Consider the following 25,682-nt stretch of genomic DNA (forward strand, 5'->3'; position numbering starts at 1 on the left):
GCGGCTCCCAACGGGCGGACGAACGGCGGACGGTGACCCTCAGGGGATCGCGGTGACACGAAAACGCGTGAAGGCGGCGGCCCCCGCGTGCCCCGCGCCCGTCGGCGCGAGCGCGAACAGGCCCAGCAGCGCACCGACCCAGCCCCGGCCGGTCGCGGCGAAGACCTGCCCCGAGGGCTGCCGGCCGCCGCCGGTGTCGTAGGAGAAGCGGCAGCGGGCCCCCGCGCCGATCTCGATCCACAGCCGGGCCCTGCCCCGGGGCGCCGGGCGCGCGGGAGCGGCGTCGCGCTCGCGCCCGCTCCCGCACCGCCCGGAGCGCGTGACGGGTGCCGCCGGGGCGGCCGGCTCGGCGAACCGGTGCACGAGCCGTACCGATCCCCCCGGCTCGCGCTCCAGACCGATCCAGCCGAACGCGTCCCCGAGCACGACGAGCCCGGCCCGCGCGCCCGGCTCCTCGCTGTCGAGGCACAGGTCGACCTGGACGGTGGCGGCCGTGCCCGGCATCCGCTGGGTCAGGACGTGGGGCACCGCGCGCAGGTCGTGCGCGTACGCCGTACGGACACAGCTCAGCCGGAGCCCGTCGCCGGAGTGCTGGGTGGCCCAGCCGTCCTGGGGATCGGCGGTCCACTGCCACTGGCGCCCGAAGCGGCCGCCGGGGAAGTCGTCGTCGGTGGCGGGCGCGGACGGCGGCTGGGCCGGCAGGTCCGGCTTGCGGTGCACGGCCACGGGGGCGCCCCTGTCGCCGATCACGGGCCAGCTGTCCTCGCCCCAGCGCATCGGCTGGAGGTGGACGACCCGCCCGTAGGGCCCGCGCTGCTGGAAGTGGACGAACCAGTCCTCGCCCGCCGCCGTGCGCACCCAGCCGCCCTGGTGGGGGCCGTTGACGGGGGTGTTCCCCTGTTCCAGCACCACCCGCTCCTCGTAGGGTCCGAAGAAACCGCGCGAGCGGAAGGCGCCCTGCCAGCCGGTCCCGACTCCTCCGGCGGGCGCGAGGATCCAGAACCAGCCGTCGTGCCGGTAGGCCTTGGGCCCTTCGAGGGTGAACCAGCCGGGGATCAGATCGGCGTCGACGATCACCTTCCCCTCGTCGAGCAGCCCGGTGCCGTCGGGGCGCATCCGGTGTCCGGTGAGCCGGTTCTTCACTCCCGAACGGGACCTGGCCCAGGCGTGCACGAGGTACGCCTCACCGGTCCCCTCGTCCCACAGCGGGCAGGGGTCGATGAGCCCCTTGCCCTCCTTCACCAGGTGCGGCCGGGTCCAGGGGCCCCTGATCTCAGGCGCGTTGACCTGGAAGATGCCGTGGTCGGGGTCGCCCCAGAAGATCCAGAAACGGTCGTCGTGGTGGCGCAGCGCGGGCGCCCACACACCCCCGTCGGGCCGGGGGGTCCTGAACGCGCGGGCCGGTTCCAGGCGTTGGAGCGCGTGTCCGACGAGTGTCCAGTTCACCAGGTCCCGGGAGTGCAGCAGCGGCAGGCCGGGGACGCGGCCGAAGCTGGAGGCGGTGAGGTAGAAGTCGTCGCCCACGCGGAGCACATCGGGGTCGGACCAGTCGGCGTCCAGGACGGGATTGCGGTAGGTGCCGTCACCCAGGTCCGCGGAGGGCAGGGCCATCAGGGACTCACCGCCTTGCGGACCAGCGCGGCGGCCCCGCTCCGGTCGAGGGTGCCGTCGGCGACGACGGTGACGACCCTGCGGACGAGCGTGCCGCCCGCCTCGACGGTGAGGCGCTCGTCGTGGGCGAGGGAGGAACCGACGCCCGGGTACTCGGCGGCGCGCACGAACCACGGGTCGCGGCGGGTCGCTCCGGTCGCCCCGGCGAGGACCAGCGTCCAGCCGGCGCCCGTGAGGGCGAGCCAGTCGGCGGGGCGCCCGTGGACCGCCTCCTCGCCCTCGGCGTCGGCGGTGAACACGCCCGGGGCGTCCTGTTCCTTGCGGGCCCGCCAGAAGAAGCCGCCGTAGGCCGCGCCCGGCCGTCCGTTGGTGGCCGGGCTGCCGATCGACAGGCCGCGCGCGGTGACGTTCGTGAGGGAGAAGGTGAGGTCCAGCGCCCAGGCGGTGTCGGTGAGCGGTACGGCGGCGACCGTACGGCGTTCCCGCAGCAGTTCGGTGCCCGCGGCCGTCCAGCGCAGTTCCTCCACGAAGCCGTCGGGGTCACGCAGCTGGAAGCCGACGTGCCGCTGGGCCCCGTGGTCGTCGAGCTCGGTCGGCCCCTGGCCGCGGACGTAGGTGCGCCCGCCCCAGAAGTTGTGCCCCTCGACGTCGGGTACGGCCACACCGACGCCGAGGTGGTGCGGGTGATCGGCCGGGCCCGTCTCGGTGACGGCCGTGCCGCCCAGGGTGGTGACGGGGTGCAGGTACGGGCGCGGCGAGAGCCGGTCGGGCAGTGCGGGCCGCGTGACGTAGCGGGCGACGGGACGGCCACCGATCCGCAGGACCAGCGAGTCGTCGTTCATCGGGTGCTCACCTCTTTCGGGAGCGCCCAGGAGGCGCCCAGCTCGGAGTAGAGGGCGAGGGTGTCGGCGGCCGCCGCGACGAATCCGTCGACGCCGGGCACGACACGGCGCCGTTCCCCGGGGAGCGTCCTCCAGGCGTCCGGGGGCAGCGCGACCGGGTCGGGTGCCCGCCGGACGGCCTCGACGACCTCCATGAAGGCGCCCGTCGCCGCGGGCGGGACCAGCAGTCCGGCGCCGCCGCTCAGGTGCTCGGCCAGGTTCTCCAGCAGATCGGTGCGGCCGTACCGGATCTCCTCGGGGCCGTGTCCGGACCGTTGCAGGAGCACCCGGTCCTCCTTGTACCAGAAGGTGATCCGGCCGCCCGTGCCGTGCACCAGGACGTACGGTTCGCCGGGGTGTTCGGCGCAGAGCGTCGCGGCGACCGTGATCCGGCCCCCGGTGGTCGTCACCCGGACGCACGAGGTGTCGTCGGACTCGATGGCGTTGGCGCGCAGCAGCTCGGTCTCGACGCCGGTGACGTCCTCGGCTCGGGTCGAACCGTCCAGCGCGAGCGCGGTGGCGACGGCGTGGGCCAGCGGGTTGGTCAGGACCCCGTCGACCACGTCCACGCCGTCGAGCCGCCGCCTGCCCGCCCAGGGCGCGCGCCGGAAGTACGCCTCGTCGCGTGCCCAGGCACCCGCCCCGCCGATGCCGGTCACCCGGCCGAGCGCGCCCTCGGCGATCAGTTCCCTGATGGCGGGCACGGCGTGCGAGCCGAGCGACTGGAAGCCGATCTGGCAGACGGCTCCCGCCGCCGCGACCCCGTCGGCCATGCGCCGGAACTCGGCGCGGGAGGGAGCGGGCGGCTTCTCCAGGAGCAGGTGGACGCCCCTGCGCGCGGCGGTCAGCGCGAGGTCGGTGTGGGTGGGGATGGGGGTGCAGATCACCGCGACGGCGGCGCCGGTGGCATCGAGGAGGGCCCCGAGATCGGCGGACTGCTCGACGCTCCGCCCGCCCAGTTCCTCCTCGGTGAGCGGGGTCAGCTCGCAGACCCCGGCGAGGCGCACCACGCCCTTGTCCTGGAGGCGGCGGATGTTGTCCAGGTGCCAGCGTCCGTGGCCGCGGGCACCGGCGAGGACGACGGGCAGCGGAAGGCGGAGCGTGCCGGCGGGCATGGGGCGGGGGTCGTCCGGGTGCCGGTCACGGTCCTGGCGCGAGGCGGTCGTCATCCCTTCACCGCCCCGGCGCTGAATCCGGTGATCAGCCACTTCTGGATGAAGGCGAAGACGACGACCACGGGGACGGCGGCGACGATGCCGCCCGCGGCGAGCGCGCCCAGGTCGACGCTGTCGGAGCTCATCAGGGTGTTGAGGCCGACCGGAACGGTCTGCTTGCTCTGGTCGCTGAGGAACATCAGGGCGAACAGGAAGTGGTTCCAGGCGTGCACGAAGGCGAAGGAGCCGACGGCGATCAGCCCGGGCCGCAGCAGCGGCAGGACGACGATCCGGAAGGCGTCGAAGCGGTTGCAGCCGTCCACCCAGGCGGCCTCCTCCAGGGAGTACGGCACGTTCCTGATGAACCCGCTGATGAGGATCATCGACAGCGGCAGCTGGAAGACGGTCTCGGCGATGACGACGCTGACCAGCGAGTTGATCATCCGGAGTTCGGCGAAGATCTGGAAGAGCGGGACGAGGAGCAGCGCGCCCGGCACGAACTGCGAGCAGAGCAGCGCGAGCAGGAAGCCGCGCTTGATCCTGAAGTCGAAGCGGGCGAGCGCGTAGCCGCCGGCGAGGGCGACGAGCGTGGTCATCACCAGGGTGGCGACGGCGATGATCACGCTGTTCTGGAAGTAGGTCCCGAAGCTGCGCTCGGTCCACACCTTGTCGAAGTGGTCGAGCGTCATGGGCCAGGGCACGAGCGAGGTGGACCCGGCGGGGCGCAGCGCGAACAGGAGGATCCAGTAGAAGGGGACCAGGGTGAAAAGGAGGTAGCCGCCCAGGGGGACGTAGATCTGCCAGCGCGGGACCTCGTCCCAGGCCCGCCGCTTCCTCGTCGCGCGCGGGCGGGGCTCCTCGACCGGCGGGGCGGGTGTGACCGGGGCGACCGCCTCGGCGTCCTTGGTGATCATTTGTCCCCGCCTCCGAACTTGCTCAGCCGCAGATAGACGATCGAGCAGAACAGCAGGATCACGAACGCGACGGTGGTGAGGGCCGAGGCGTAGCCGAAGTTGTGGGCGTCGACGCTGGTGTTGGCGATGTAGAGCGGGAGGGTCGTCGTCTCGCCCGCGGGTCCGCCGCCGGTGAGGGTGTAGAGCAGGTCGACGTTGTTGAACTCCCACACGGCGCGCAGCAGCGTGGAGAGGACGATCGCGTCCTTGAGGTGCGGCAGCGTGATGTGCAGGAACTGGCGGACGCGGCTCGCCCCGTCGACCTCGGCCGCCTCGTACAGGTCCTTGGAGACGGACTGGAGGTCGGCGAGGATCAGGATCGCGAAGAAGGGGACGCCGCGCCACAGGTCGGCGACCACCGCCGCCGGGAAGACGGTGGAGGTGTCCGAGAGCCAGCTGGTGCCGTACGAGCCGATGCCGGCGTCGGCGAGGTAACGGGTGACGCCCGTCTGGGAGTTGTAGAGCAGCACCCAGATCGCCGAGGTCAGCACTCCGGAGACGGCCCAGGGCGAGAAGACCAGCGCGCGCCCCACCGCCCGGCCGACGAAGGTCTGGTTGACGATCAGCGCGAGCGCCAGACCGAACAGCAGTTGGAGGCCCACCTCCACGACGACCCACTTCGCGCTGAAGGTCAGGGTGTCCCAGAACTGCGGGTCGTCGGTGAAGGCGTGCGCGAAGTTGTCGAGGCCCGCGTAGCCGTTGCGCCACGGTTTGGTCGGGTTGTAGTTCTGCAGGCTGTAGTAGAAGACGCTGATGACGGGGTAGGCGATGAACCCCAGCATCAGCAGCGCCGCCGGGGCGATCAGCAGATACGGAAGCCCCCGCGGGGTCGCGGTGGCTCGCCGCCGGGGTGGCGCGGGCGGTTTCGCCACGGCTGCGGCTTGGGCCATGACTGTTCTCCGTTCGCAGTGGGGCAGGTACAGCGGGTGCAGGAAGCGCTTGCTACGACCGCATGGGTCGAGCCCTTCCTCGTGCGGATGCCGGGGGGTCTCAGCCCGCGTACGGGTCCGGCACCTTGCCCGGACGGGCCAGGAACGCGAAGTCGCAGCCGGTGTCGGCCTGGGTGATCTGGTCGTTGTAGAGCGCGCCGTAGCCGCGTTCGTACCGGACGGGCGGCGGGGTCCACGCGGCCCGCCTGCGCTCCAGCTCCGCGTCGTCCACGTGGAGGTGGAGCGACCGCGCCCCGACGTCGAGGGTGATCCGGTCCCCGCCGCGCACGAGGGCGAGCGGGCCGCCGACGTGCGACTCGGGCGCCACGTGCAGCACGCACGCGCCGTAACTCGTGCCGCTCATCCGGGCGTCGGAGATCCGCACCATGTCCCGTACGCCCTGCTTCAGCAGATGGCCGGGGATGGGCAGCATCCCGTACTCGGGCATGCCCGGTCCGCCCTTGGGACCGGAGCCCCGCAGCACGAGGACGCTGTCCGCGGTGATGCCGAGCGACGGGTCGTCGATGGTGCGCTGCATCGTGCGGTAGTCGTCGAAGACGACCGCGGGACCGGTGTGTTTCAGCAGGTGCGGCTCGGCGGCGATGTGCTTGATGACGGCGCCGTCGGGGCAGAGGTTGCCGCGCAGGACGGCGACCCCGCCCTCGGCCGCGACCGGGTTCTCCCGGGTGCGGATGACGTCGTCGTCGTGCACCCGGGCGCCCGCGAGCTGCTCGCGCAGGCTGTCGTGGGACACCGTGGGCCGGTCCAGGTGCAGCAGGTCGGTGATCCGCGACAGGAACCCGGGCAGGCCGCCGGCGAAGTGGAAGTCCTCCATGAGGTGCTTCCGTCCGCCGGGCCTGACGTTCGCGAGCACCGGGACGGTCCTCGCGATCCGGTCGAAGTCGTCCAGGGTGAGGGTGACACCGGCCCGTCCGGCCATGGCGATCAGATGGATCACGGCGTTCGTCGAACCGCCGATGCCGAGCACCGTCGTGACCGCGTCCGTGAAGGCGTCGGCGGTGAGGATGTCGGACAGCTTCCGGTCCCTGCGGACGAGTTCGACGATCCTGATCCCGGCCGCGGCCGCCATCCGGTCGTGTCCGGAGTCGACGGCGGGGATGCTGGAGGCACCGGGGACGGTGACGCCGAGCGCCTCCGCGGCGGCGGTCAGCGTGGACGCGGTGCCCATCGTCATGCAGTGCCCCGGCGACCGGGCGAGCCCGCTCTCCAGCTCGGTCATCTCGCAGTCCCCGATGAGACCCGCGCGCCGGTCGTCCCAGTACTTCCACATGTCGGTGCCGGAACCGAGGACCTCGTCGCGCCAGTGCCCCGGGAGCATCGGCCCGGCGGGCACGAAGACGGTGGGCAGGTCGACCGAGGCGGCCCCCATGAGCAGCGCGGGCGTGGTCTTGTCGCAGCCGCCCATCAGCACGGCCCCGTCCACCGGGTACGACCGCAGCAGTTCCTCGGTCTCCATCGCGAGGAGGTTGCGGTAGAGCATCGGGGTCGGCTTCTGGAAGGTCTCGCTCAGCGTGGACACCGGGAACTCGAGCGGGAATCCGCCGGCCTGCCACACGCCCCGCTTGACGGCCTGGGCGCGGTCGCGCAGGTGCACGTGGCACGGGTTGATGTCGGACCAGGTGTTGAGGATCGCGACGACCGGCTTGCCCAGGTGCTCCTCGGGGAGGTAGCCGAGCTGCCGGGTCCTGGCCCGGTGGCTGAACGAACGCAGCCCCTCGGTCCCGTACCACTGGTGGCTCCTGAGGTCCTCGGGCCGCTTCACAGGGACCATCCGGCGGCTATGGCGGCGACCTCGGACCGCTCGTTCGCGGTCAGCGGCCGGCTCGGCGGGCGCACGTCACGGCGGCACAGGCCGAGCGAGGACAGGGCTTCCTTGACGACGGTGACGTTGTTGGCGGAGGCGTCGGCGGCGCGCAGTTCCTCGAAGCGGCGGATCCGCTCCCAGACCTTCATCGCGGCCGGGTAGTCGCCGCAGCGGAGCGCCTCGATCATGTCCAGCGAGACGGCCGGGGCGACGTTCACCAGGCCCGAGGTGAATCCGGTGGCGCCCGCCGAGAAGTACGAGGGGGCGTACGGCTCGGCGAGTCCGGCCACCCACACGAACCGCTCGAGGCCGGCGTCCCGCGCGAAGGACGCGAAGCGCGCCGCGTCGGGCACGGCGTACTTCACCCCGATGACGTTCGGGCAGGCGTCCGCGAGTTCGGCGAGCCGAGAACCCGCGAGCAGCGGATTGCGGATGTACGGGACGACGCCCAGCTCCGGCACGGCCTCGGCGATCGCCCGGTGGTAGTCGACCCAGCCGCCCTCCGAGACGTACGGGTGCACGGGCTGATGGACCATCACCATCGGTGCGCCGAGGGCACGGGCGTGCCGCGCGGAGGCGACGGCGGTGGGCAGGTCGTGCCCGACGCCGACGAGGACGGCCGCGCGGCCGTCGGCCTCCTCGACGGTCAACTCGGTGATGGTCCGGCGCTCTTCGGGGGTGAGGGCGTAGAACTCGCCGGTGTTGCCGTTGGGGGTGAGGGTGCGGACGCCGCCGTCGATCAGCCGGCGCAGCAGGGTCCGGTGGGCGTCCCGGTCGATCGTGCCGTCCTCGGCGAACGGGGTCACCGGGATCGCCACGACCTCGGCGAGTGCCGCCCGCTGGGTCTCGAACGTCGCTGTCATTCCTGTCCGCCCTCCTCCTGGCCCTGCGGGAAGGCCCGTCGCACGAACGAGGCGATGTGCGCGTGCAGCGCTCCGGCCGCGCCCTCGGCGTCACCGTCGAGGGCGAGACGCAGGATCTCCCGGTGCTCGCCGGCCTCCCGCTCCCAGGAGGGCTCGGAGGCCCAGGCGACCGCCGAGACGAGGGCGGCCTGGTCGCGCACCTCGTCGAGCATCCGGCCGAGCAGCGGATTTCCGCAGGGCGCGTACAGGGCGCGGTGGAACTCCCGGTTGGCCAGCGACCGTTCGGCGGTGTCGGCGGCGGCGTCGGCGCGGGTGAGCGCGTCCCGGGCGGCGTCGAGGGAGGCCCCCCGGCGCACCACCCGGCGCAGTGCCTCGGGTTCGAGGAGCAGCCGTACGTCGTACACCTCGCGCGCCATGTCCGCGTCCACCATGCGCACCGTGACGCCCTTGTACTGGTTCATCACGACGAGCCCGGTGCCGGCCAGGGTCTTGAGCGCCTCGCGCACCGGGGTCTTCGACACCCCGAACTGCGCGGCGAGGTCGGTCTCGACCAGGGCCTGTCCTGGGGTCAACTGCCCGGTGAGGATGCGGTGTTTGATCCCCTCCAGCACGAACTGCGTGCGGGACGGGATCGGGGTGGGCACAGAGGTCATGCGCGCCTCTCTGGTCTCACGTCTCGGATCACGGGAGCCGGGCACCGGTCACGGACACCGGTCCCCGGTCTCGCACATCGCGTCTCATATATGACGTACGAAGTACGACGCGTCGAAGGTAGGAGCGTGACCGTGTTTCGTCAACGCTTCCGACAGAGGGAATTCCAGAGGGAATCGAGGAGCCGCGGGCGCCCGCGGGCCCGGGTCCCACCACCGGGGCGGGGCGCGCCGGCCGTTCGCTCCCGCGACGCCGTACCGGGAACGCGTACGGGCCGCCCGCTCGGCGGGCGGCCCGCGACTCCCCCTCACCGCGGCGGCGGTTCAGCAGGTGGACCGGCACGGCGGCCCGGCGGGGCGCCCGGGCGTCCCCGCCGCCCCGGGCACCGTGCGACGCGTGTGCTTCGGTGACGCGGCGGTGCCGGACCACGGCCCACGGACCGCTCCCCGCTACGGCTTCCAGCCGGGGTCGCGGCCACTGAGGCCGATCACGCGGTCGAGGAGCGGCGCGTCCTCGGGCACCGGGACGAGGGGGCCGAAGATGCCCCCGAGGCGGGTCGGGTCGTCGGCCACACCGGCGAGGAACCCGTGCGTCACCTCCAGGAGGACGGCGTCGGGGGTGTACTCCTGACCGGTGGCCCGCGCGAGGTCCCAGCCGTGCACCACCAGTTCGTCGGCGGCGACGGCCGCGGCGGCCCCGGCGGGCAGCGTCACCCCGCCCGCCCTGGTCGTCCCGGTCCAGGCGGCCGGGTCCCGCCAGGCGTCGGCGAGTTCGTCGAGCGCCTTCGGCAGGGCCTCGCGCCAGTCCGGCCCGACGTCGGGCAGGGAAGCGGTCGGGCTGGTGTCGGTCGTGGGGCCCAGGTCCTTGCGCCCGGCGTCGCGGAAGGCGACGGCCAGTCCGGTCAGATGCCCGAGCAGGTTGCGTACCGCGTACTCGGGGCAGGGTATGACCCCGTCGAGCTGCGCGTCCGTGACACCCTCCGCGAGGCGCGCCACGACGAGGGCCTGCGGCCCGAAGTCGAAGGTCTGGCCGGTCATCCGATTCTCCTCAGAACGCGTGTCCATGTCGTATCCACTTCGGCGGGAGACCCGCGCGGCACTCCCATGGATCAGACCCCACCCGCACCGGAAATTCATCGATCCCTGGAGCGGTCCGGGCGCCCGCATAGCGTTCACCCTCACTTCATTGCAACAAATTCAATGAAGTGCGTTGCATTAGAGCCAGAACCATTGCAACAAATTCCCGCCATTCACCTGCAATAACAACACAGTTGAGCGAGAAGTATGTTGCCCGATCCATGAATGCAACGTAGCGTTTCCACTATCAGAAACCAGCAGGGACCCCACATGACGCAGCCGAAGGAGAGCACCATGCAGAAGTTCGACACCCCCGCCCCCGTCTCCGCGATCATCGACATCCCCGCGGGACGCATCCGGTTCATCGCCGCCGACCGGACCGACACCACGGTCGAGGTCCTGCCCGCGGACGCCTCGAAGAGCCGCGACGTGAAAACGGCGGAGCGGACCGGGGTCACCCACGCCGACGGCGTCCTGCGGATCGAGACTCCGGCCGCAGACAACCGGATACTCGGCAACTCCGGGTCCGTCGAGGTCACCGTTCATGTGCCGTCCGGCTCCCGCGTCGAGGCGAAGGCGGCCGCCGCCGAGCTGCGGGGCGTGGGACGGCTCGGTGACGTCACCGTCGAAGGCGGCCACCGTTCGGTGGAGCTCGACGAGGCCGACAGCGTCCGCGTGACCGGCCTCGACGCCGACGTCACCGTCGGCCGCCTGAACGGCTCCGCCGAGATCAGCACGCAGAAGGGTGACCTGGACATCACCCAGGCCGGGCCCGGGACCCTCACCCTGAGCACCCAGGCGGGCGACATCACCGTCGGCCGGGCCGCACCCGGAACCCTCACCCTCAGCACTCAGAAGGGCGACATCACCGTCGACGCGGCCCCCGGCGTCTCCGCGACGCTGGACGCCGGCACCACCCTGGGCCGGATCAGCAACACGCTCAAGAACGCCGGTGACGCCCCCGCCCTGACCATCCGCGCCACCACCGCCCACGGCGACATCATCGCGGGCAGCCTGTGACGGGCTGACGCCGCGACCCGCGCCCGCCCCCTTCGCCCCCGTCCCGGGCGGAGGGGGGCGAGGGCGGTCGAACGGCTCCTAGTCCAGCCCCGCCAGCACCCCCCGCACGGCCTCCAGATCGGTGTCCGAAGCCAGCCCCGCGTGGTACAGCCGCAGTTCCGTCGCGCCGAGCGAGGCGGCACGGGCCGCGTCGGCCGCCAGGCCGTCCGGCCGGCCCCCCATCCCGGACACCACGGTGAAGTTGGCGGCCAGGACCTTCCCCCGCGCGCCCGCGCGCACCGCCTCCGCGAACGGCGTCAGCGGACCCGCGCCCCCGGTGCACGGCACGACCACTCCGTCGGCCACGGACAGGACGTGCCCGGGATCCACCCCGGCGTTGGCGCCGCAGTGGAAGGAGACGGGGTCGGCGTGCAGCAGCACCTGGAACCCGGCCGGCGCCGCGGAACGGACCGCCGAGACCGTCTCCTCCTGGAGCGAGCGGGCCACCTGGTCGCGCCAGAGGCGGGTGGCCGCCGCGGCCCCCGCCCCGAGCAGCTTCTCCACCCCGGCCCAGCCCCCGCCGGACGGCTCCCCCCGCCACACCGGCTCCAGCGCACCGCGCACGGAGGACGCCAGTTCCTCGGCGTCGAGACCCGCCCGGCCGTATCCGTCCGCGCACGCGGCACAGAAGCAGAGGGACATCAGGTACTGCCCGGCATCGCCGAGCGGCACCCCGCCGGCCTTGTCGTGGGCGTGCAGATGGGCCAGCCCGTACCAGCCGAGCGACTCCAGCTCCGTACCCGCAGCACCGGGCCGGACCGCGGCCTCCGCGGCGAGGCCGGCCAGATAGGCGCGGGTGGCGGGCTGGGCGACACAGGGGGCCCAGGGATAGCGGTCCCCGTAGGCGTTGACGACCGAGGTGGCCGGATGCTCCTCCCCCATACGGGAGTTGTGCGCGAGCACGACCCAGGTGTGGACGTCGAGCCCCACCCCGGCGAGCGCGGCCGCGGCCTCGCCGTACGCGTCACCGGGCGCCCAGTCCCCGGCCGGGTACGGGCGAAGGGCACGGCCCCGCCACCGCGCCTCGTCCACCGGGTACAGCACGGCGGCGTGCGAGGCCGTGACGATCCGGTGCCGGGGATGGCGGGGCGTCAGCGCGCGCGTGGAGTGGTAGGCGGACGCGAGCGTCACCTGGCGGACGCCGAGACCGGCGGTCCTGGCGGGGGCCTCCGGGTCCCCGTTGACGTCCCAGGGGTAGAGGAACGCGGACGCCCTCACAGCTCCTCCCCGATGAGCGCGTACCCGCGGTCGATCAACTGCGCGAGCTGCTTGACGTGGTCCTCGGCCGGTTCGTGCAGCGGTGGCCGGACCTCGCCGACGTCCAGTCCGCGCAGCCGGACACCGGCCTTGACGAGGGCGACCGCGTAGCCGCGCCCCCGCGCCCGCAGGTCGGCGAAGGGCCGGTAGAAGCCGTCCAGCAGCCGGTTCACCGTCGTGTCGTCCCCGGTGTTCAGGGCGCGGTGGAAGGCCAGCGCGACCTCGGGGGCGAAGCAGAAGACCGCCGAGGAGTACAGCGTGATCCCCAGCCCCCGGTAGGCGAGCCCGGTCAGTTCGGCCGTCGGCAGACCGTTGAAGTAGAGGAATTCGCCTGGCACTTCACTCCGTACGGCGCTGACGATCCGCTGCATCAGGTCCAGGTCGCCGATCCCGTCCTTGAAGCCGACGACCCCCTCGGTGCGGGCGAGTTCGACCACGCTCGCGGGGGTGAAGACGGCGTTGTCGCGCTGATAGACGATGACGTCAAGGGCGGTGGCCGCAGCCAGCTCCCGGTAGTGCCGCAGCAGCCCCTCCTGCCCGGCCTTCACCAGATACGGCGGCATGGCGAGCAGCCCGTCGGCCCCGGCGGTCTCCGCTAGGCGCGCGTAGCGCACGGCGAGGGCGGTCCCGTACCCGGCGCCCGCGACCACCGGGACGCGCCCCCCGGCCGCCTCCACCGCCGCTCGCACCAGCACCTCGAACTCCTCGGGCACGAGCGCGTGGAACTCGCCGGTGCCGCAGCACGCGAAGACCGCCGCCGCCCCGGCCTCGACGCCGCGCCGCACGTGTTCCCGGTAGACACCGGGATCGACGGTGCCGTCGGGGCCGTACGCGGTGACGGGGAAGAAGAGCGGCCCGCTGGGGATGCTCAGCCGAGCGGCGAGAGGGGCTGACGTCACGGACTCTCCCTGTAAAAGATGCCCATCGAGTGCACGTTTCTGATCCACGTCCATATCCCTGAACGCGCCCACGCTAAGCCGCCGCCTCGGGGCCGGTCAAGCACGCAAACCCGCAACACGAAGGCGAATTCCCCCCCCTTCGCGCGACACTTGACGCGACACGTCACCGATCCTTAGCGTGTCCACGGATGTGAATCGAATACACGAATACGATCGCTCGGGGACTCACCGCCGCCCACCCCGGCACACCGACCCGCACGAAGGAGATCCCGCATGCCGGCTCCCCGCACCGTCCTGCTCACCGGCGCCGCCGGCGGACTCGGCACCCTGATGCGGGGGCTGCTGCCGGAGTACGGCTACGAACTGCGCCTGCTCGACATGCTCCCGGTCGAGGGCGAACCGGAGGCGGTCACCGCGGACCTCGCCGACCGGGCGGCACTGCGCGAGGCGGTGCGGGGTGTCGACGCGATCGTCCACCTCGCGGGCATCTCCCTGGAAGCCTCCTTCGACAAGATCCTCAGGGCGAACATCGAGGGGACGTACAACCTGTACGAGGCGGCGCGCGAGGAGGGCGTACGGCGCCTCGTCTTCGCCTCCTCCAACCACGCGGTGGGCTTCACCCCGCGCCCGCAGGGGGACGACCCCCTGATCCCCGTCGACACCCCGCGCCGCCCCGACACCTTCTACGGCCTCTCCAAGTCGTTCGGCGAGGACCTGGCGCAGTTCTACTGGGACAAGCACGGCCTGGAGACCGTCTCGGTGCGCATCGGGTCCTGCTTCGCGGAACCCACCAGCGTGCGCATGCTCTCCGTGTGGATGAGCCCCGAGGACGGCGCCCGCCTCTTCCACGCGGCCCTGACCGCGAAGGACGTGGGGCACTCGGTCGTCTACGGCTCGTCCGCCAACACCCGCCTGTGGTGGGACCTTTCGTCGGCACGGGCCCTCGGCTACGAACCGCGCGACGACTCCGAGCCGTACGCCGAGAAGCTCATCGCCGAACAGGGGGAACTCGACCCCGGCAACCCGGACCACGCCCACCTGGGCGGACACTTCACGACCCACCCGCCGCTCTGGCCGCACTGACACAGCGGAGGGAGACGGACCATCGTTCCCCGGAGCCACATCTCACCCTTGGGTAAGGGAACGGTAAAGCGCCCCCGCTCGTTACCCCAGTCATGACAGCTATGACCCCCGGCTCGAACATCCCCCTCCCCGTCTCCCGCGTGACGGTGGACGTCACCGCCCCGGTGCGGCTCGACGTGTCGAGCCTGCTGCTCACCGCCGACGGCAAGGTGCGCTCCGACGCCGATTTCGTCTTCTACAACCAGCCCACCGGACCCGGTGTGACCTACCGTTCGGGCGGCGGCACGGCCCCCGACGCGATCACGGTGGACACGGCCGCGGTGCCCCCGGACATCGAGAAGATCGTCGTCACGGCGAGCCCCGACGCGGCCGGCCAGTCGTTCCAGGGCATCGAACCCACGGCCACGATCCGCAACGCGGACGACAACACGGTCCTGGCCACCTTCACCCCGCCCCGGCTGGGCCCGGAGACGGCCCTGGTGGTCATCGAGGTCTACCTCCGCAACGGCGCCTGGAAGGCCCGCGCCGTCGGCCAGGGCTACGCGAACGGCCTGGCGGGCATCGCCACCGACTTCGGCGTGAGCGTGGAGGAACCCGCCCAGCCCGCCCCCGTGGCACAGCCCCCGGCCGCGGACCCCCGCCTCGCCGCCCCGCAGCCCCCGGCCGCTCCCCCGATGCCGCCCATGCCCCCCGCGCCCCCCGCCGCCACCGGCAAGATCAACCTGGACAAGGGCCGGGTCAGCCTCCAGAAGAACCAGACGGTGTCCCTGGTCAAGGGCGGCGCCCCGCTCCTGTCCAAGGTCCAGATGGGTCTCGGCTGGGAGCCCGCCTTCCGCGGCAAGGACATCGACCTGGACGCCTCGGTCATCGCGTACGGTCCGCAGCGCAACCACATCGACAGTTGCTACTTCGGCAAGCTCTCCATCGTGAACGGCGCGATCAAGCACTCCGGCGACAACCTCACGGGCGAGGGCGGCGGGGACGACGAGGTGATCACCGTCGACCTCGGCCGCCTCCCCCAGGAGGTCACCGGCCTCGTCTTCACGGTCAACTCCTTCTCCGGCCAGAAGTTCACCGAGGTGGCCAAGGCCTACTGCCGCCTCGTCGACGCCGCCAGCGGCGAGGAACTCGTCCGCTTCGACCTCACCGGCGCCGAGGCCCAGACGGGCGTCATGATGGCCAAGCTGATCAAGCAGTTCTCCGGCGAGTGGGAGATGACGGCCATGGGCACCTTCATCAAGTCCCGCACGGTCCGAGGCATGGTGAAACCGGCAGCGGAAGCCCTCTGAGCCACCAGGAGTCCCCCCAGCCGGGGGCGAGAACCCGACCCCCAACCGTTTCTTCGCCCCCGCCGCCCCTACCCTCCCCCAAGGTCTCGGCTTCTCCCCCAGCCTTCGGCCGGGAGGGACCCCCAGACCAGGGGGACCCCCATCGTCCCCAGGGGCGCTGCCCCCGGACCCCCGCCCCTCGAACGCCGGAGGGGCCGAAAATCACGCCGGTGAGGACCTGCACCCAAGCCACCGCTCACCCGCAGCCGGGTACGCACGGAAGGGGCCGTGCCGGTACATCGATGCCCGTCGCCACCGACGCCCACCCCTCACCCGACGGCGACGGGCCGATGCACCGGCACGGCCCCGACCCCCCACCGAACCGCACCCGAGCCCGGCGACACCCCGGAGGGCTACGCCCGCAACCCCTCCGTCATCAACGACAGATACCGCCGGATGTGCGCCCCGTCCCCACCGCCCAGCTCCGACGCCGAAGCCACCCCGTGCGCCAGCCGCAGCACCTCGATCGGCTCCAGATCCCCCCGCAGGGTCCCCTCCCGCTGAGCCGCCCCGACCAGCCGCCCCGCCGCCGCCTTCACGGAGGAACCGCACCGGGCCAGCACCTCGGAGCTCCCGTCCGCCACGGCCGACCCGAGCAGCGCCTTCAGCCCACGGACCTGGATCATCCCCGCGGCGAGCTCGTTCAGCCACTCCACGAGGGCCTCCCCCGGCGGCAGCTCCGCCGCGAGTTCGTCCGCGCGCACGGCGATCGCCTCGATGGCGTCCACGTAGACGGCCTCCAGCAGCGCCTGCCGGGTGGGGAAGTGCCGGTACAGCGTCCCGGACCCCACACCGGCCCGCTTGGCGATGTCGTCCAGGGACGCGCCCTCCCCGTGTTCGGCGAACGCGACCGCCGCCTCCTCCAGGAGCCGCTCGTAGTTCCGCCGCGCGTCCGCCCGCATCGGCTTGACCTGGGCCATTCAGCTACTCCTTGCGAACCGGGGACCCTCTCCGTATCTTGGCGAGAGCCAAACGGAGACAGTCCCCGCTTATCTCGGCGGGCAGTCCGCGCTGCCCACCCGCACCGTACCGGGGACGCCAGACCAGGAGTACTCCATGCCCACGCCGCCCACCGGCACACCGTCAACCACCTTACGTCCGGCCCGACTTGACGCAGCCGACCCGACCACGGCCGCCACCCTGCTCGTCATCGTGACCGCCTACCTGATGGTGGGAGTCGACTCCACCGTCGTCAACGTCGCACTGCCGGACATCCAGCGGGACCTCGGCTTCACCCCCACCGGCCTGTCCTGGGTCCTCAACACGTACACGCTCGCGTTCGGCGGCCTGCTCCTGCTCGGCGGCCGGATCGGCGACATCGCGGGCCGCCGTCGCACCCTGACCGCGGGCTCCCTCCTCTTCGCCGCCGCCTCCCTGCTCGGCGGCCTCGCCGCCGAGGGCTCCTGGCTGCTCGCGGCCCGCGCGCTCCAGGGCGTGGGTGCCGCGCTCATCGCCCCCAGCACCCTCGCCCTCATCACCACCGGTTTCCCCGAGGGCCCCCGCCGCCACCACGCTCTCGGCGTCTACTCCTCGATGGCCGGGATCGGTGCGTCGGTCGGCCTGGTCCTCGGCGGCATGCTCACCTCGTGGGCGTCCTGGCGCTGGTCCCTGCTGATCAACGTGCCGATCGGCATCGCGGTCGCCGCCGCCCTCCCCCGCTTCGTCACCGAGACCCCGCGCCACACGGGCCGTTTCGACGCGACCGGCGCCCTCACCGGCACAGCGGGCACGGCCTCACTGGTCTACGCGTTCATCCGGGTCTCGGAGGAGGGCTGGAGCGACACCCGGGCGATGACGGCTTTCGGCGCGGCCGCCGCCCTGCTCACCGGCTTCGTCCTGGTGGAGGCGCGCGCGGAGCAGCCCGTCATGCCGCTGCGCCTCTTCGCGAGCCGCAACCGCGCGGGGGGCTACGCCGGTGTCCTGCTGCTGCCCGCGGGCATGTTCGGCGTGTTCTACTTCCTCACCCTCGTAGGCCAGCAGGCCCTGGGATACAGCCCGTTGCGCGCCGGTTTCGCCTTCCTCCCGATGACCTTGCTGATGTTCACGACCGTGCGCCTCGTGCCACGGCTGCTCCAGCGATTCGGCACCAGGCCCGTGCTGCTCACCGGAATGTCCCTGATCACCCTCGCGGGCGGCTGGCTGTGGCGGCTGGAGCCCGGCGACGGCTACCTCACCGGCCTGCTCGGCCCGCTGCTGGTGATGGGACTGGGCGTGGGCCTGAGCTTCATGCCGCTGAACGCCACCATTCTCGCGGGCGTCGCACCGCGTGAGGCGGGATCCGCCTCCGGACTGCTCCAGACCCTCCAGTGGCTCGGCGGCACCCTCGGGCTCTCCGTCCTGGTCACCGTCTTCGGCACGGCGACCCAGCACGCCCACGGCTCACCCGCGGAGATCCTCACCGAGGGCTCGGCCCGCGCGTTCGGCGCCGGCTCCCTGATCGCCCTGGCCGCACTGGTGCTGTCGGCGTTCGTGATCACGGGCACCGCACGCGAACGCGACGCCTGAGAAGACCTCTCGCCACCCCGGTGCACAAAGCGGCGCGGCCCGTACCGAAGTACGGACCGCGCCCAGGACCTCAACCCTCAACCCTCAACACCCAGCACCCAGCACCCAGCACCCAGCACTGGGCACTCAGCATCGGACATTGGGCACTCGGCACTCGGCCCTCAGTCGGCCTGCACCCACGGCCAGTCCGCGTCCCGCGCCTTCTCCAGGAGCGGCACCATCCGGAAAGCCGCGTCCGAGAGCCCGCCGAACGTGTGCCGGTTGCCCTTCCCCGAGGGACCGTGGCCCGCGCGGTAGCCGGCGAGGTTCCACGTGTAGACCGGAACGTGCGCCGGCACCTGCTCGGTCGGGTCGCCGTGCCGGCTGTACGCGGCCTGCTCGTCGGTGACGATGAGGACCCGGTCGTGCTTCCTGTAGTGCTTGCGGACCGCCTCGGTCGTGTTGGTGCCGCCCAGGTCGCCGAACCGTCCGATGACCTTGAGCACGGACTCGCCCGCACTGAACTTCACCTGCCTGCTGGTGGTGCCGAACTCGACGAGATCCGCGTCGGCCGCCCGCAGCGCGAGCGCCGTACCGAAGATCGCCGCCGCGTCGGCCCGGTTGAGCTCGGAACGCTCCGACATCTGCGAGCAGAACATCGAGCCCGAACGGTCCACGAGCACCAGGGTCCGGCCCGGCAGCGCGGGCACGTTGGCCAGCGAGTGGCCGAGCGCCTGCTCCAGCGGGTACGACCAGCGCAGCGACGGCGCGTGCTGGTAGGCCGCGAGGTAGCGGAACGGGAACTGCCGCGAGCGCGCGACCTCCGCCGGGTCGCTGATCTTCGCGGCGACCCGGGCCGCCACCTCGTCGCCGACTCCGGCCTTGTCGAAGTTGCGCAGGTTGCGGACGAGCGCCATGGCGCCCATCGACGGGATGACCGCCTCCCAGGCCGCCTTGTCCAGCGGGCCCTGTAGCCAGCCGGCCAGCGCCTCCCAGGTCATTCCGGCGTCCGCCAGGCGCTGCGCCCCCTGCGCTCCGGTCACGGCCTCGCGCCGCTCGTCCGGCCGCAGCGCCATCAGGTCGCGGTGGGCGGCGAGCACGGGCAGCGACTCGGGGACGACGGCCGTGTCCGGGTTGTGGCGCCGGTCCAGCGCGTACTGGAACAGGTCGCCCTGCCAGGGCTTGTCCGGGTCCGGCGCCGCGTGCACGAGGTTGAGGATGTCGCCGAAGCGGTACCCCTTGGACGCGGTGTCGTACTTCAGCAGCGACTTGCCGTTGTAGAGGCGCCGTACGGCGTCGGCGACGCCCCGCTTGACGGGCTTGGGCACGTTGCGGCCGTACCGGGAGGTCCAGTAGGCGAGCAGCTCGCCCGGCTCGTCCGGACGGCGCAGCACGGAGGCGATGACCTGCCGGTTGGCCGGGCCGTCGGTGACGCCCGCGTCCAGGCGCGCCTTCACGTACTCGGCGGCGCCCACGAGCGAGGCCGTGCGCAGGTTTCCCTCTCCGCGCAGCCAGCCCAGCAGGCCGGCGGTCCAGGACGGGTCGGTGACGGCGAGCTCGCGCACGAGCGCGGCGAACCGGTCGTCGCGGGCCTCGCCGGTCTCGTAGAAGGTCTGCTGCGAGACGAAATTGGCGACCGCGAGCAGGAAGAGCTCGGAGCGCGCGTCGCGCTCGCGGCCCAGGCCGCCCTGGTGGGTGCGCAGCACCCGGCCGGTGGACGTCACGCGGGAGGTGGGCTGTGCCTTCGCCGTCTTGTTGTTGAAGCGTGCCATGCTGAATTCCCCCGAATTCGGATGAGTTTCGGAGGGAGGCACAGCAAATGGAGGGCGTCCGAGATCCGAATTCGGCAACGGGCTTACGCAGGCGCTCAACCGGATTGAGCTACACCGACCCGAAGTCGGTGACGGGATTTGAACCCGCATCCTCCTGATCCCATATGAAGTAACCGTCGCCTGCGCACCGGGCACCCACCATGAGCTGCGCCTCCCGAGATCAATTCGGCTGCGGCGTGGATTCTTTGGAAGAGAAGTAGCCGCAGCCCGCGCACCGGGAGGTGCATGAAGTTGTGGTGTCCAGAGATCGAGATCGGCGGAACCGACGTAGGTGCTCTACCTTCTGAGCTACACCGGCGCATAGTACCGGTGGCGGGACTCGAACCCGCGACCGCCCCATTAACAGTGGAAGTAGGTCCTGCCTTCGCACCTGGACGTGCATCACTTTAGGAGGCGTGCCGCGGGCCGGGCGAGCGAATTAATTCCCGCCGGATCCGGGACAGCCGGACCGGTTCCGTCGCTCCGGTCCTGCTGCCCCGGGCCGGGGATTCAGCCGCGCTTCTGCCGCTTCCAGGGACCGGTGATGGCGAGCATGATGCCCGGGTCCTGGATGTTGGCGAAGAGGGTCCGGCCGTCGGGCGAGAAGGTGACACCGGTGAACTCGCTGTACTCCGGCGCCTCGGCGGTGCCGATGTTGAGCTCGTTGCGGGCGATCGGGTACGTGCGGCCGCTCTCGGTGGCACCGAACAGGTGCTGGACACCCTCGCCGTCCTCGGCGATGACGAGGCCGCCGTACGGGGAGACGGTGATGTTGTCCGGTCCGTCGAAGGCACCGTCGACGGACGGGGCGGGGTTCACGCCGATGAGGACCTTCAGCGTCAGGGTGCGGCGCTTGGGGTCGTAGAACCAGACCGCTCCGTCGTGGGCCTGGCCGGGGCTCTCGGCGCGGGCGTAGGAGGAGACGATGTAGACACCGCCGTCGCCCCACCACATGCCCTCGAGCTTGCGGGCACGGGTGACCTGGCCGTCGGTGAACTGCTTGCGGACGGAGACGCTCTTGGCGTCACGGTCGGGGACGTCGACCCAGTCCACGCCGTAGACCGTGCCGGTCCTCGTGGCCCGGGAGAGGTCGTCGACGAACTTGCCGCCGGAGTCGAAGCACCTGAAGGCCTGGAGCGCTCCGGCGTCGTCGGCCAGGGTGGCGAGCCGCCCGTGGCCGTGCTCGAAGCCCTGCGGAGGCGTCCAGCGGTACAGCAGGCCGTTGGGGCCCGAGGCGTCCTCGGTGAGGTAGAGCCGGCCGCGCTTGGGGTCGACGACGACGGCCTCGTGGGCGTAACGGCCCAGCGCCTTGACGGGCTTGGGGTTCTTGTTGCGGCGGCGGTCCTGGGGGTCGACCTCGAAGACGTAGCCGTGGTCCTTGGTCATGCCGTTCTGGCCGGCCTTGTCCTCGGTCTCCTCACAGGTGAGCCAGGTGCCCCAAGGGGTGTTGCCGCCGGCACAGTTGGTGGAGGTGCCGGCGATGCCGACCCACTCGGCGACCTTGTCCCGGCGCACTTCGACGACCGTGCAGCCGCCGGACGCGGCCGGGTCGTAGACGAGCCCCTCGGTGAGCGGCACGGGGTGCGACCAGTCGGAGCGGGGGCCCTTGAGCTCGTGGTTGTTGACCAGGAGGGTGGCGCCGCGCGGGCCCTCGAACGTGGAGGTGCCGTCGTGGTTGGACGGTGTGAACTCGCCCGAGTCCAGCTTGGTGCGGCCGCTGTAGGTGATGACGCGGTAGGAGAACCCGGCGGGCAGCGAGAGGAGGCCCTTCGGGTCGGTGACGAGCGGGCCGTAGCCGACGCCACCGTGGCGGGCCTCGGCCGATTCCCCTCCCGCGCCTTCGACCTCCGTCTCCGTGGCGGCGAGCGCGTTGGGCGCGGTGGCGAGGGCACCCACGCTGCCGACGAGGACCACGCCTGCGCCGGTGATCGCGGACTGCCTGGCGAAGTCCCTGCGAGAGAGCGACATGTGATGTCTCCTGTGACGGTGGACTCGGACTGCCGTACGGGGCGGGGGGCGGCCTCGGTTTGCGGCCACACCGTCCCGCCCTCTCTTGAACACCAGTTGAACGCGCGCCGTCTTCCGGGGTCCAGCTTGCGTGAATCCACCCGCCCGGCCCAGGGGAACGCCCCGTTCCGCAAAACAGCCCACCAGCGACCGCGACCGGCACCCCGGCAGGGCACCGGACCACGGCACCTCCGCCACGGATCCCTGCCGTCACGGAACCCGGCACCGGCACCGGCACCCGGCACCCGGCACCCGGCACCCGGCACCCGGCACCCGGCCATGACACCGGACATCCGGTACGGGTGTCACGGCACCACACCCCGCGCAGGCCCACGGCATCCGGTCCCGGGCGGGACGCCGGATGCCCGGCGCGCGGCACCCGGACCACACAGGGCACGGGCGTCACGAAGACGGAGTCACGACATCCGAGTCACGACATCCGAGTCACGGCATCCAAGTCATGACACCCGCGCCGCGGGCCCCGGGCGTCACGGCACCCGGGTCACGGAGGTCCCGGAACCCGGCACGCCGGGGCAGGGACAGAGGCAGAGGCAGGGACGCAGCGCCCTGGCACCCCGCGCCCCGGGACAGGAACACCGTCCCCGGCATCCCGCCCGGGAACCGCACCGGGCGCGTCACCCGGCGCCCGGGAACCGCACCGGCCCGGCGCCTTCACACCCCCTGCTGCGACCGGGCCTTGAACGCCGCCTTGCGGGCCTCCTTGGCGACCTTCTTGTCGGGGTGCAGGCGCCCCATGGCCTCCAGGACGTCCGGGGCGGCGGGGTGCTCGACCCGCCAGGCGGTGTCGAAGAAGCCGCTGTGCTGCCGGGCCAGGCCCTCGACCAGGGCCTGGAGCTCCGCGGAGTTCCCCTCGGCGGCGAGCTGTGCCGCCACCGTGTCGATGGTCAGCCAGAAGACCATCGCCTCGGACGGCGGGGGCACGTCGGGCACGTCGTGCTCGGAGAGCCAGACCCGGGCGAGACCGCCCAGCTCGGCGTCGTCGAGCACCTCGCGCAGCGCGGGCTCGGCCTCCGTGCCGACCAGCGCGAGGGCCTGCTGGCAGTGCAGGCGGCGCAGCGGGGCACCCGTGTCCGCGCCGCGCGCCGCCGAGAGCAACTCCCGTGCCGCGGGAAGCGGTTCACGCCGGGCGAGCCACTGCTCGATCTCGGCCTGCGCGGCGGTCGGGGGAAAGCCGGCCGTGCCGTCCAGCAGCGTGTCCGCGCCCTTGTCGGCCAGTTCGCCCACCGCGGGGGCGGAGAAGCCCGCCTCCATCAGCCGGGCGCGCAGTCCGTACAGGCCGAGGGGCGTCAGGCGCACCACGCCGTACCGCGACACGTCCATGTCGTCGGCGGGGGCCGGCTCCTCCGCGGCGTCCGCCATCAGGGCCTCGTCGACCGGCTGGAAGGCGACGAGCCCGATGGGTTCCAGCAGCCGGAACTGGTCGTCGAGCCGCATCATGGCGTCCGAGACCTGCTCCAGGACGTCGTCGGTGGGCTCTCCCATGTCGTCGGGCAGGATCATCGAGGCGGCCAGCGCGGGAAGCGGCACCGACACCTCCCCGAGCGCGTCCTCACCGACGGTCAGCAGGTACAGGTTGCCGAGCACCCCGTCGAGGAACTCGGATTCCGCGTCCGGGTCCCAGTCCAGCGAGGAGAGGTCGGTCTCGCCCTCTTCCTCCATGGCGTCGACGAGCTCGCCGAGGTCGGGCGCGCTCGCGTCGGCGAGCACGACGTCGAGGGCGCCGAGCCAGAAGCCGAGGACGTCCCGCGGGGCGCCGGAGGTGAGCCGGGCGAGCCCATCGCCCGGGGCGACGGTGCCCTCCGCCTCGTCCACGATCTCGACGAGCCCGGTGTCGACGGCCACCCGCCAGGCCTCGTGGGCGAGGGCGGCCGCGTCGTCGCCGGACAGACCGAGGACGCCGGCCGCCTCGGGGAGCTGTTCCTCGACGAGCTCGCCCCCGGCTCCGACCCGGGTGGCGGGGCCTGCCCAGCGGGCCAGCCGTGCGGCGCGGGAGAGCAGCGGCGCGGCGAGCGCGTCCCTCGCCAGCCGCGCCTCGGAGTGCAGCCGCACGGGCGGCAGGGAAGAGCTGTCTGACATCGGCTGAGTTCTCCTCCGGACGACCACGACGAGCAGGGCGGACAGGCAAGCGGTTCAAACGGTCCGAGCGGTCCGTACGACCCGAGTGATCCGTACGGTCCGAACGGTCCGAACGTCTCAAGCGGTTCGAGCGGGGCTTCCGCCCGGAGTCGCGCCGGACGGTGACACGCACCGCCGGTCGCGGCGGGCACCGGAGCCCGCCGGACGCCGACGGGCGCGCGAACCCGGAGGCGGCCCGGGAGAGCCGTGCCAACTGCTCAGCCTAGACGGATTTCCACCCATGCCGCCCGGTTCATGTATCCGACAGGTCTCGTACATCGCCGAAACCTTGACAACTCCCCTCGTCACACACGAGATTGACGCGCGTAGAAGTTCAACGGCCGTGCGGCCCCACCCCTTCTACGCGCGTCACCGGCTCGTACGCATGTCGCGCTCCCCCCACCAGTCCACCCTCGTCCCGACGCTCATGAACGTCCCCGGAGGGATTCCCTTGCCGAGCAAGAGAACCGCGCGCATCGGCGCGCTGACCGTCGCCGCGGTCTGTTCCACCGTCTCCGCCGTCGTCCTCACCACACCGGCCCAGGCGGACACCGTCCACATCCACGACGTCCAGGGCACCACCCGGACCTCCCCCCTCGCGGGCACGAAGGTCACCGACGTGCCCGGCATCGTCACCGGCGTGCGGACGTACGGTTCGTCCAAGGGCTTCTGGTACCAGGACCCCACCCCGGACGCCGACCCCGCCACCAGCGAGGGCGTCTTCGTCTTCACCAGCTCCGCCCCCAAGGTCGCCGTCGGCGACTCGGTCACGGTGACGGGCACGGTCTCGGAGTACGTACCGGGCGGCGTCTCCACCGGCAACCAGTCGGTCACCGAGGTCACCAAGCCGACGGTCACCGTCGTCTCCAGCGGCAACCCCGTCCCGGCCGCGACGGTCGTCGACGCCAAGTCCGTGCCGGGCACCTACGCCCCCGCCGGCGACACCGCCGCGGGCGGTTCGGTCAACGCCCTTCCCCTGGAGCCGGCGAAGTACGCCCTGGACCACTACGAGTCCCTGGAGGGCATGAACGTCCAGGTCGCCGACACCCGCGTGGTCACGGCCACCGACCCCTACACCGAGCTGTGGGTCACGGTGAAGCCGCACGAGAACGCGACCCGCCGCGGCGGCACGGTGTACGGCTCGTACACCTCGCAGAACACGGGACGCATACAGATACAGTCCCTCGGCGCGACCGCCGACTTCCCGACCGCGAACGTCGGTGACAAGCTCACCGGTGTCACGGCGGGCCCGCTCGACTACAACCAGTTCGGCGGCTACACCCTCGTCGCCAACCAGCTCGGCACCCTTCAGAAGGGCGGCCTGGAGCGCGAGACCACGCGCAAGCAGGCGCGCGGCGAGCTGGCCGTGGCGACGTACAACGTCGAGAACCTGGACCCGGGCGACGCCACGTTCGCCGCGCACGCGTCCGCGATCGTGAACAACCTGAACGCGCCCGACATCGTGTCCCTGGAGGAGATCCAGGACAACAACGGCGCGACGGACGACGGCACGGTCGCCGCCGACCAGACGGTGAACAAGCTGATCGACGCGATCGTCGCGGCGGGCGGCCCGAAGTACGACTGGCGCTCCATCGACCCGGTCAACGACCAGGACGGCGGCGAGCCCGGCGGCAACATCCGCCAGGTCTTCCTCTTCAACCCCGCGCGGGTCTCG

General features: G+C 72.2%; 20 protein-coding genes. 5 read left to right on the forward strand and 15 right to left on the reverse strand.

The genetic code is table 11. From position 1 onward, the window contains the following. Nucleotides 1–39 precede the first annotated feature (39 nt). From CW362_RS12025 to CW362_RS12070, 9 genes are all read right to left on the reverse strand, one after another. A complete protein-coding gene (locus CW362_RS12025; protein WP_103549389.1) occupies nucleotides 40–1,611 on the reverse strand; it encodes a glycoside hydrolase family 43 protein in 1,572 nt (523 codons plus the stop codon). Further along, entirely contained in the window at nucleotides 1,611–2,453 is an 843-nt protein-coding gene (locus CW362_RS12030) for a DUF6807 domain-containing protein (protein ID WP_103549390.1), read from the reverse strand. Before CW362_RS12030 ends, CW362_RS12025 begins: the two co-directional genes overlap by 1 nt. After that, nucleotides 2,450–3,607 carry a Gfo/Idh/MocA family protein gene (locus tag CW362_RS12035; protein WP_103549416.1) on the reverse strand — a complete coding sequence of 386 codons (1,158 nt, stop codon included), beginning with the start codon at nucleotides 3,605–3,607 and terminating at the stop codon, nucleotides 2,450–2,452. Before CW362_RS12035 ends, CW362_RS12030 begins: the two co-directional genes overlap by 4 nt. A gap of 50 nt (nucleotides 3,608–3,657) precedes the next feature. Continuing rightward, nucleotides 3,658–4,560 carry a carbohydrate ABC transporter permease gene (locus tag CW362_RS12040; RefSeq protein ID WP_103549391.1) on the reverse strand — a complete coding sequence of 301 codons (903 nt, stop codon included), beginning with the start codon at nucleotides 4,558–4,560 and terminating at the stop codon, nucleotides 3,658–3,660. After that, nucleotides 4,557–5,489 carry a carbohydrate ABC transporter permease gene (locus CW362_RS12045; protein ID WP_103549392.1) on the reverse strand — a complete coding sequence of 311 codons (933 nt, stop codon included), beginning with the start codon at nucleotides 5,487–5,489 and terminating at the stop codon, nucleotides 4,557–4,559. Before CW362_RS12045 ends, CW362_RS12040 begins: the two co-directional genes overlap by 4 nt. Nucleotides 5,490–5,589: 100 nt before the next feature. Next, a complete protein-coding gene (gene araD, locus CW362_RS12050; RefSeq protein ID WP_103549393.1) occupies nucleotides 5,590–7,320 on the reverse strand; it encodes an L-arabinonate dehydratase in 1,731 nt (576 codons plus the stop codon). Then, the gene (locus CW362_RS12055) at nucleotides 7,308–8,216 is read right to left on the reverse strand and encodes a dihydrodipicolinate synthase family protein (protein WP_103549394.1); all 909 of its coding nucleotides are present in this window, start codon (nucleotides 8,214–8,216) and stop codon (nucleotides 7,308–7,310) included. Before CW362_RS12055 ends, araD begins: the two co-directional genes overlap by 13 nt. Further along, nucleotides 8,213–8,869, reverse strand: coding sequence for a GntR family transcriptional regulator (locus tag CW362_RS12060; protein ID WP_103549395.1), 657 nt, complete (start codon nucleotides 8,867–8,869; stop codon nucleotides 8,213–8,215). Before CW362_RS12060 ends, CW362_RS12055 begins: the two co-directional genes overlap by 4 nt. Nucleotides 8,870–9,316: 447 nt before the next feature. After that, on the reverse strand, nucleotides 9,317–9,904 hold the full coding sequence (locus CW362_RS12070; RefSeq protein ID WP_103549397.1) for a TIGR03086 family metal-binding protein: 588 nt from the start codon (nucleotides 9,902–9,904) through the stop codon (nucleotides 9,317–9,319). 333 nt (nucleotides 9,905–10,237) lie between these two features. Between CW362_RS12070 and CW362_RS12075 the strand changes: the two genes are divergently transcribed. Next, nucleotides 10,238–10,963, forward strand: a complete 726-nt coding sequence (locus CW362_RS12075) for a DUF4097 family beta strand repeat-containing protein (RefSeq protein WP_103549417.1) — start codon at nucleotides 10,238–10,240, stop codon at nucleotides 10,961–10,963. A 78-nt stretch (nucleotides 10,964–11,041) separates the two neighbouring features. Here CW362_RS12075 and CW362_RS12080 read toward each other — a convergent pair whose 3' ends face one another. Continuing rightward, nucleotides 11,042–12,220, reverse strand: a complete 1,179-nt coding sequence (locus CW362_RS12080) for a hypothetical protein (RefSeq protein ID WP_103549398.1) — start codon at nucleotides 12,218–12,220, stop codon at nucleotides 11,042–11,044. Next, nucleotides 12,217–13,158, reverse strand: coding sequence for a 5-dehydro-4-deoxyglucarate dehydratase (locus tag CW362_RS12085; protein ID WP_103549399.1), 942 nt, complete (start codon nucleotides 13,156–13,158; stop codon nucleotides 12,217–12,219). Before CW362_RS12085 ends, CW362_RS12080 begins: the two co-directional genes overlap by 4 nt. Before the next feature lie 273 nt (nucleotides 13,159–13,431). Here CW362_RS12085 and CW362_RS12090 point away from each other — a divergent pair, with 273 nt between their 5' ends. Then, nucleotides 13,432–14,241: an NAD-dependent epimerase/dehydratase family protein gene (locus tag CW362_RS12090; RefSeq protein ID WP_103549400.1), complete on the forward strand. Its 810-nt coding sequence runs from the start codon at nucleotides 13,432–13,434 to the stop codon at nucleotides 14,239–14,241. A 101-nt stretch (nucleotides 14,242–14,342) separates the two neighbouring features. After that, entirely contained in the window at nucleotides 14,343–15,530 is a 1,188-nt protein-coding gene (locus CW362_RS12095) for a TerD family protein (protein ID WP_103549401.1), read from the forward strand. A gap of 392 nt (nucleotides 15,531–15,922) precedes the next feature. Here CW362_RS12095 and CW362_RS12100 read toward each other — a convergent pair whose 3' ends face one another. Further along, nucleotides 15,923–16,489 carry a TetR/AcrR family transcriptional regulator gene (locus CW362_RS12100; protein ID WP_103549402.1) on the reverse strand — a complete coding sequence of 189 codons (567 nt, stop codon included), beginning with the start codon at nucleotides 16,487–16,489 and terminating at the stop codon, nucleotides 15,923–15,925. A gap of 136 nt (nucleotides 16,490–16,625) precedes the next feature. Here CW362_RS12100 and CW362_RS12105 point away from each other — a divergent pair, with 136 nt between their 5' ends. Further along, nucleotides 16,626–18,074, forward strand: a complete 1,449-nt coding sequence (locus CW362_RS12105) for an MFS transporter (protein WP_103549403.1) — start codon at nucleotides 16,626–16,628, stop codon at nucleotides 18,072–18,074. A 161-nt stretch (nucleotides 18,075–18,235) separates the two neighbouring features. Here CW362_RS12105 and CW362_RS12110 read toward each other — a convergent pair whose 3' ends face one another. From CW362_RS12110 to CW362_RS12120, 3 genes are all read right to left on the reverse strand, one after another. Next, a complete protein-coding gene (locus tag CW362_RS12110; RefSeq protein WP_103549404.1) occupies nucleotides 18,236–19,825 on the reverse strand; it encodes a TROVE domain-containing protein in 1,590 nt (529 codons plus the stop codon). A 549-nt stretch (nucleotides 19,826–20,374) separates the two neighbouring features. Continuing rightward, entirely contained in the window at nucleotides 20,375–21,832 is a 1,458-nt protein-coding gene (locus tag CW362_RS12115; RefSeq protein ID WP_103549405.1) for an alkaline phosphatase PhoX, read from the reverse strand. A 711-nt stretch (nucleotides 21,833–22,543) separates the two neighbouring features. After that, entirely contained in the window at nucleotides 22,544–23,968 is a 1,425-nt protein-coding gene (locus CW362_RS12120) for a hypothetical protein (RefSeq protein ID WP_103549406.1), read from the reverse strand. A 490-nt stretch (nucleotides 23,969–24,458) separates the two neighbouring features. On the opposite strand from CW362_RS12120, the gene CW362_RS12125 reads away from it, so the two are divergent. Next, the coding region (locus CW362_RS12125; protein WP_103549418.1) for an endonuclease/exonuclease/phosphatase at nucleotides 24,459–25,682 on the forward strand (1,224 nt) is incomplete at its 3' end.

This window comes from Streptomyces populi, from assembly GCF_002911015.1.
Classification (GTDB): Bacteria; Actinomycetota; Actinomycetes; order Streptomycetales; family Streptomycetaceae; genus Streptomyces; species Streptomyces populi.

Bases quoted from the DNA above. Each gene is read 5' to 3' on its own strand.
- CW362_RS12070 (WP_103549397.1), bottom strand. From the start codon at position 9,904: ATGACCGGCCAGACCTTCGACTTCGGGCCGCAGGCCCTCGTCGTGGCG.
- CW362_RS12055 (WP_103549394.1), bottom strand. From the start codon at position 8,216: ATGACAGCGACGTTCGAGACCCAGCGGGCGGCACTCGCCGAGGTCGTG.
- CW362_RS12045 (WP_103549392.1), bottom strand. From the start codon at position 5,489: ATGGCCCAAGCCGCAGCCGTGGCGAAACCGCCCGCGCCACCCCGGCGG.
- CW362_RS12095 (WP_103549401.1), top strand. From the start codon at position 14,343: ATGACCCCCGGCTCGAACATCCCCCTCCCCGTCTCCCGCGTGACGGTG.
- CW362_RS12025 (WP_103549389.1), bottom strand. From the start codon at position 1,611: ATGGCCCTGCCCTCCGCGGACCTGGGTGACGGCACCTACCGCAATCCC.
- CW362_RS12100 (WP_103549402.1), bottom strand. From the start codon at position 16,489: ATGGCCCAGGTCAAGCCGATGCGGGCGGACGCGCGGCGGAACTACGAG.
- CW362_RS12110 (WP_103549404.1), bottom strand. From the start codon at position 19,825: ATGGCACGCTTCAACAACAAGACGGCGAAGGCACAGCCCACCTCCCGC.
- CW362_RS12040 (WP_103549391.1), bottom strand. From the start codon at position 4,560: ATGATCACCAAGGACGCCGAGGCGGTCGCCCCGGTCACACCCGCCCCG.
- araD (WP_103549393.1), bottom strand. From the start codon at position 7,320: ATGGTCCCTGTGAAGCGGCCCGAGGACCTCAGGAGCCACCAGTGGTAC.
- CW362_RS12030 (WP_103549390.1), bottom strand. From the start codon at position 2,453: ATGAACGACGACTCGCTGGTCCTGCGGATCGGTGGCCGTCCCGTCGCC.
- CW362_RS12060 (WP_103549395.1), bottom strand. From the start codon at position 8,869: ATGACCTCTGTGCCCACCCCGATCCCGTCCCGCACGCAGTTCGTGCTG.
- CW362_RS12035 (WP_103549416.1), bottom strand. From the start codon at position 3,607: ATGCCCGCCGGCACGCTCCGCCTTCCGCTGCCCGTCGTCCTCGCCGGT.
- CW362_RS12120 (WP_103549406.1), bottom strand. From the start codon at position 23,968: ATGTCAGACAGCTCTTCCCTGCCGCCCGTGCGGCTGCACTCCGAGGCG.
- CW362_RS12115 (WP_103549405.1), bottom strand. From the start codon at position 21,832: ATGTCGCTCTCTCGCAGGGACTTCGCCAGGCAGTCCGCGATCACCGGC.
- CW362_RS12090 (WP_103549400.1), top strand. From the start codon at position 13,432: ATGCCGGCTCCCCGCACCGTCCTGCTCACCGGCGCCGCCGGCGGACTC.
- CW362_RS12075 (WP_103549417.1), top strand. From the start codon at position 10,238: ATGCAGAAGTTCGACACCCCCGCCCCCGTCTCCGCGATCATCGACATC.
- CW362_RS12105 (WP_103549403.1), top strand. From the start codon at position 16,626: ATGCCCACGCCGCCCACCGGCACACCGTCAACCACCTTACGTCCGGCC.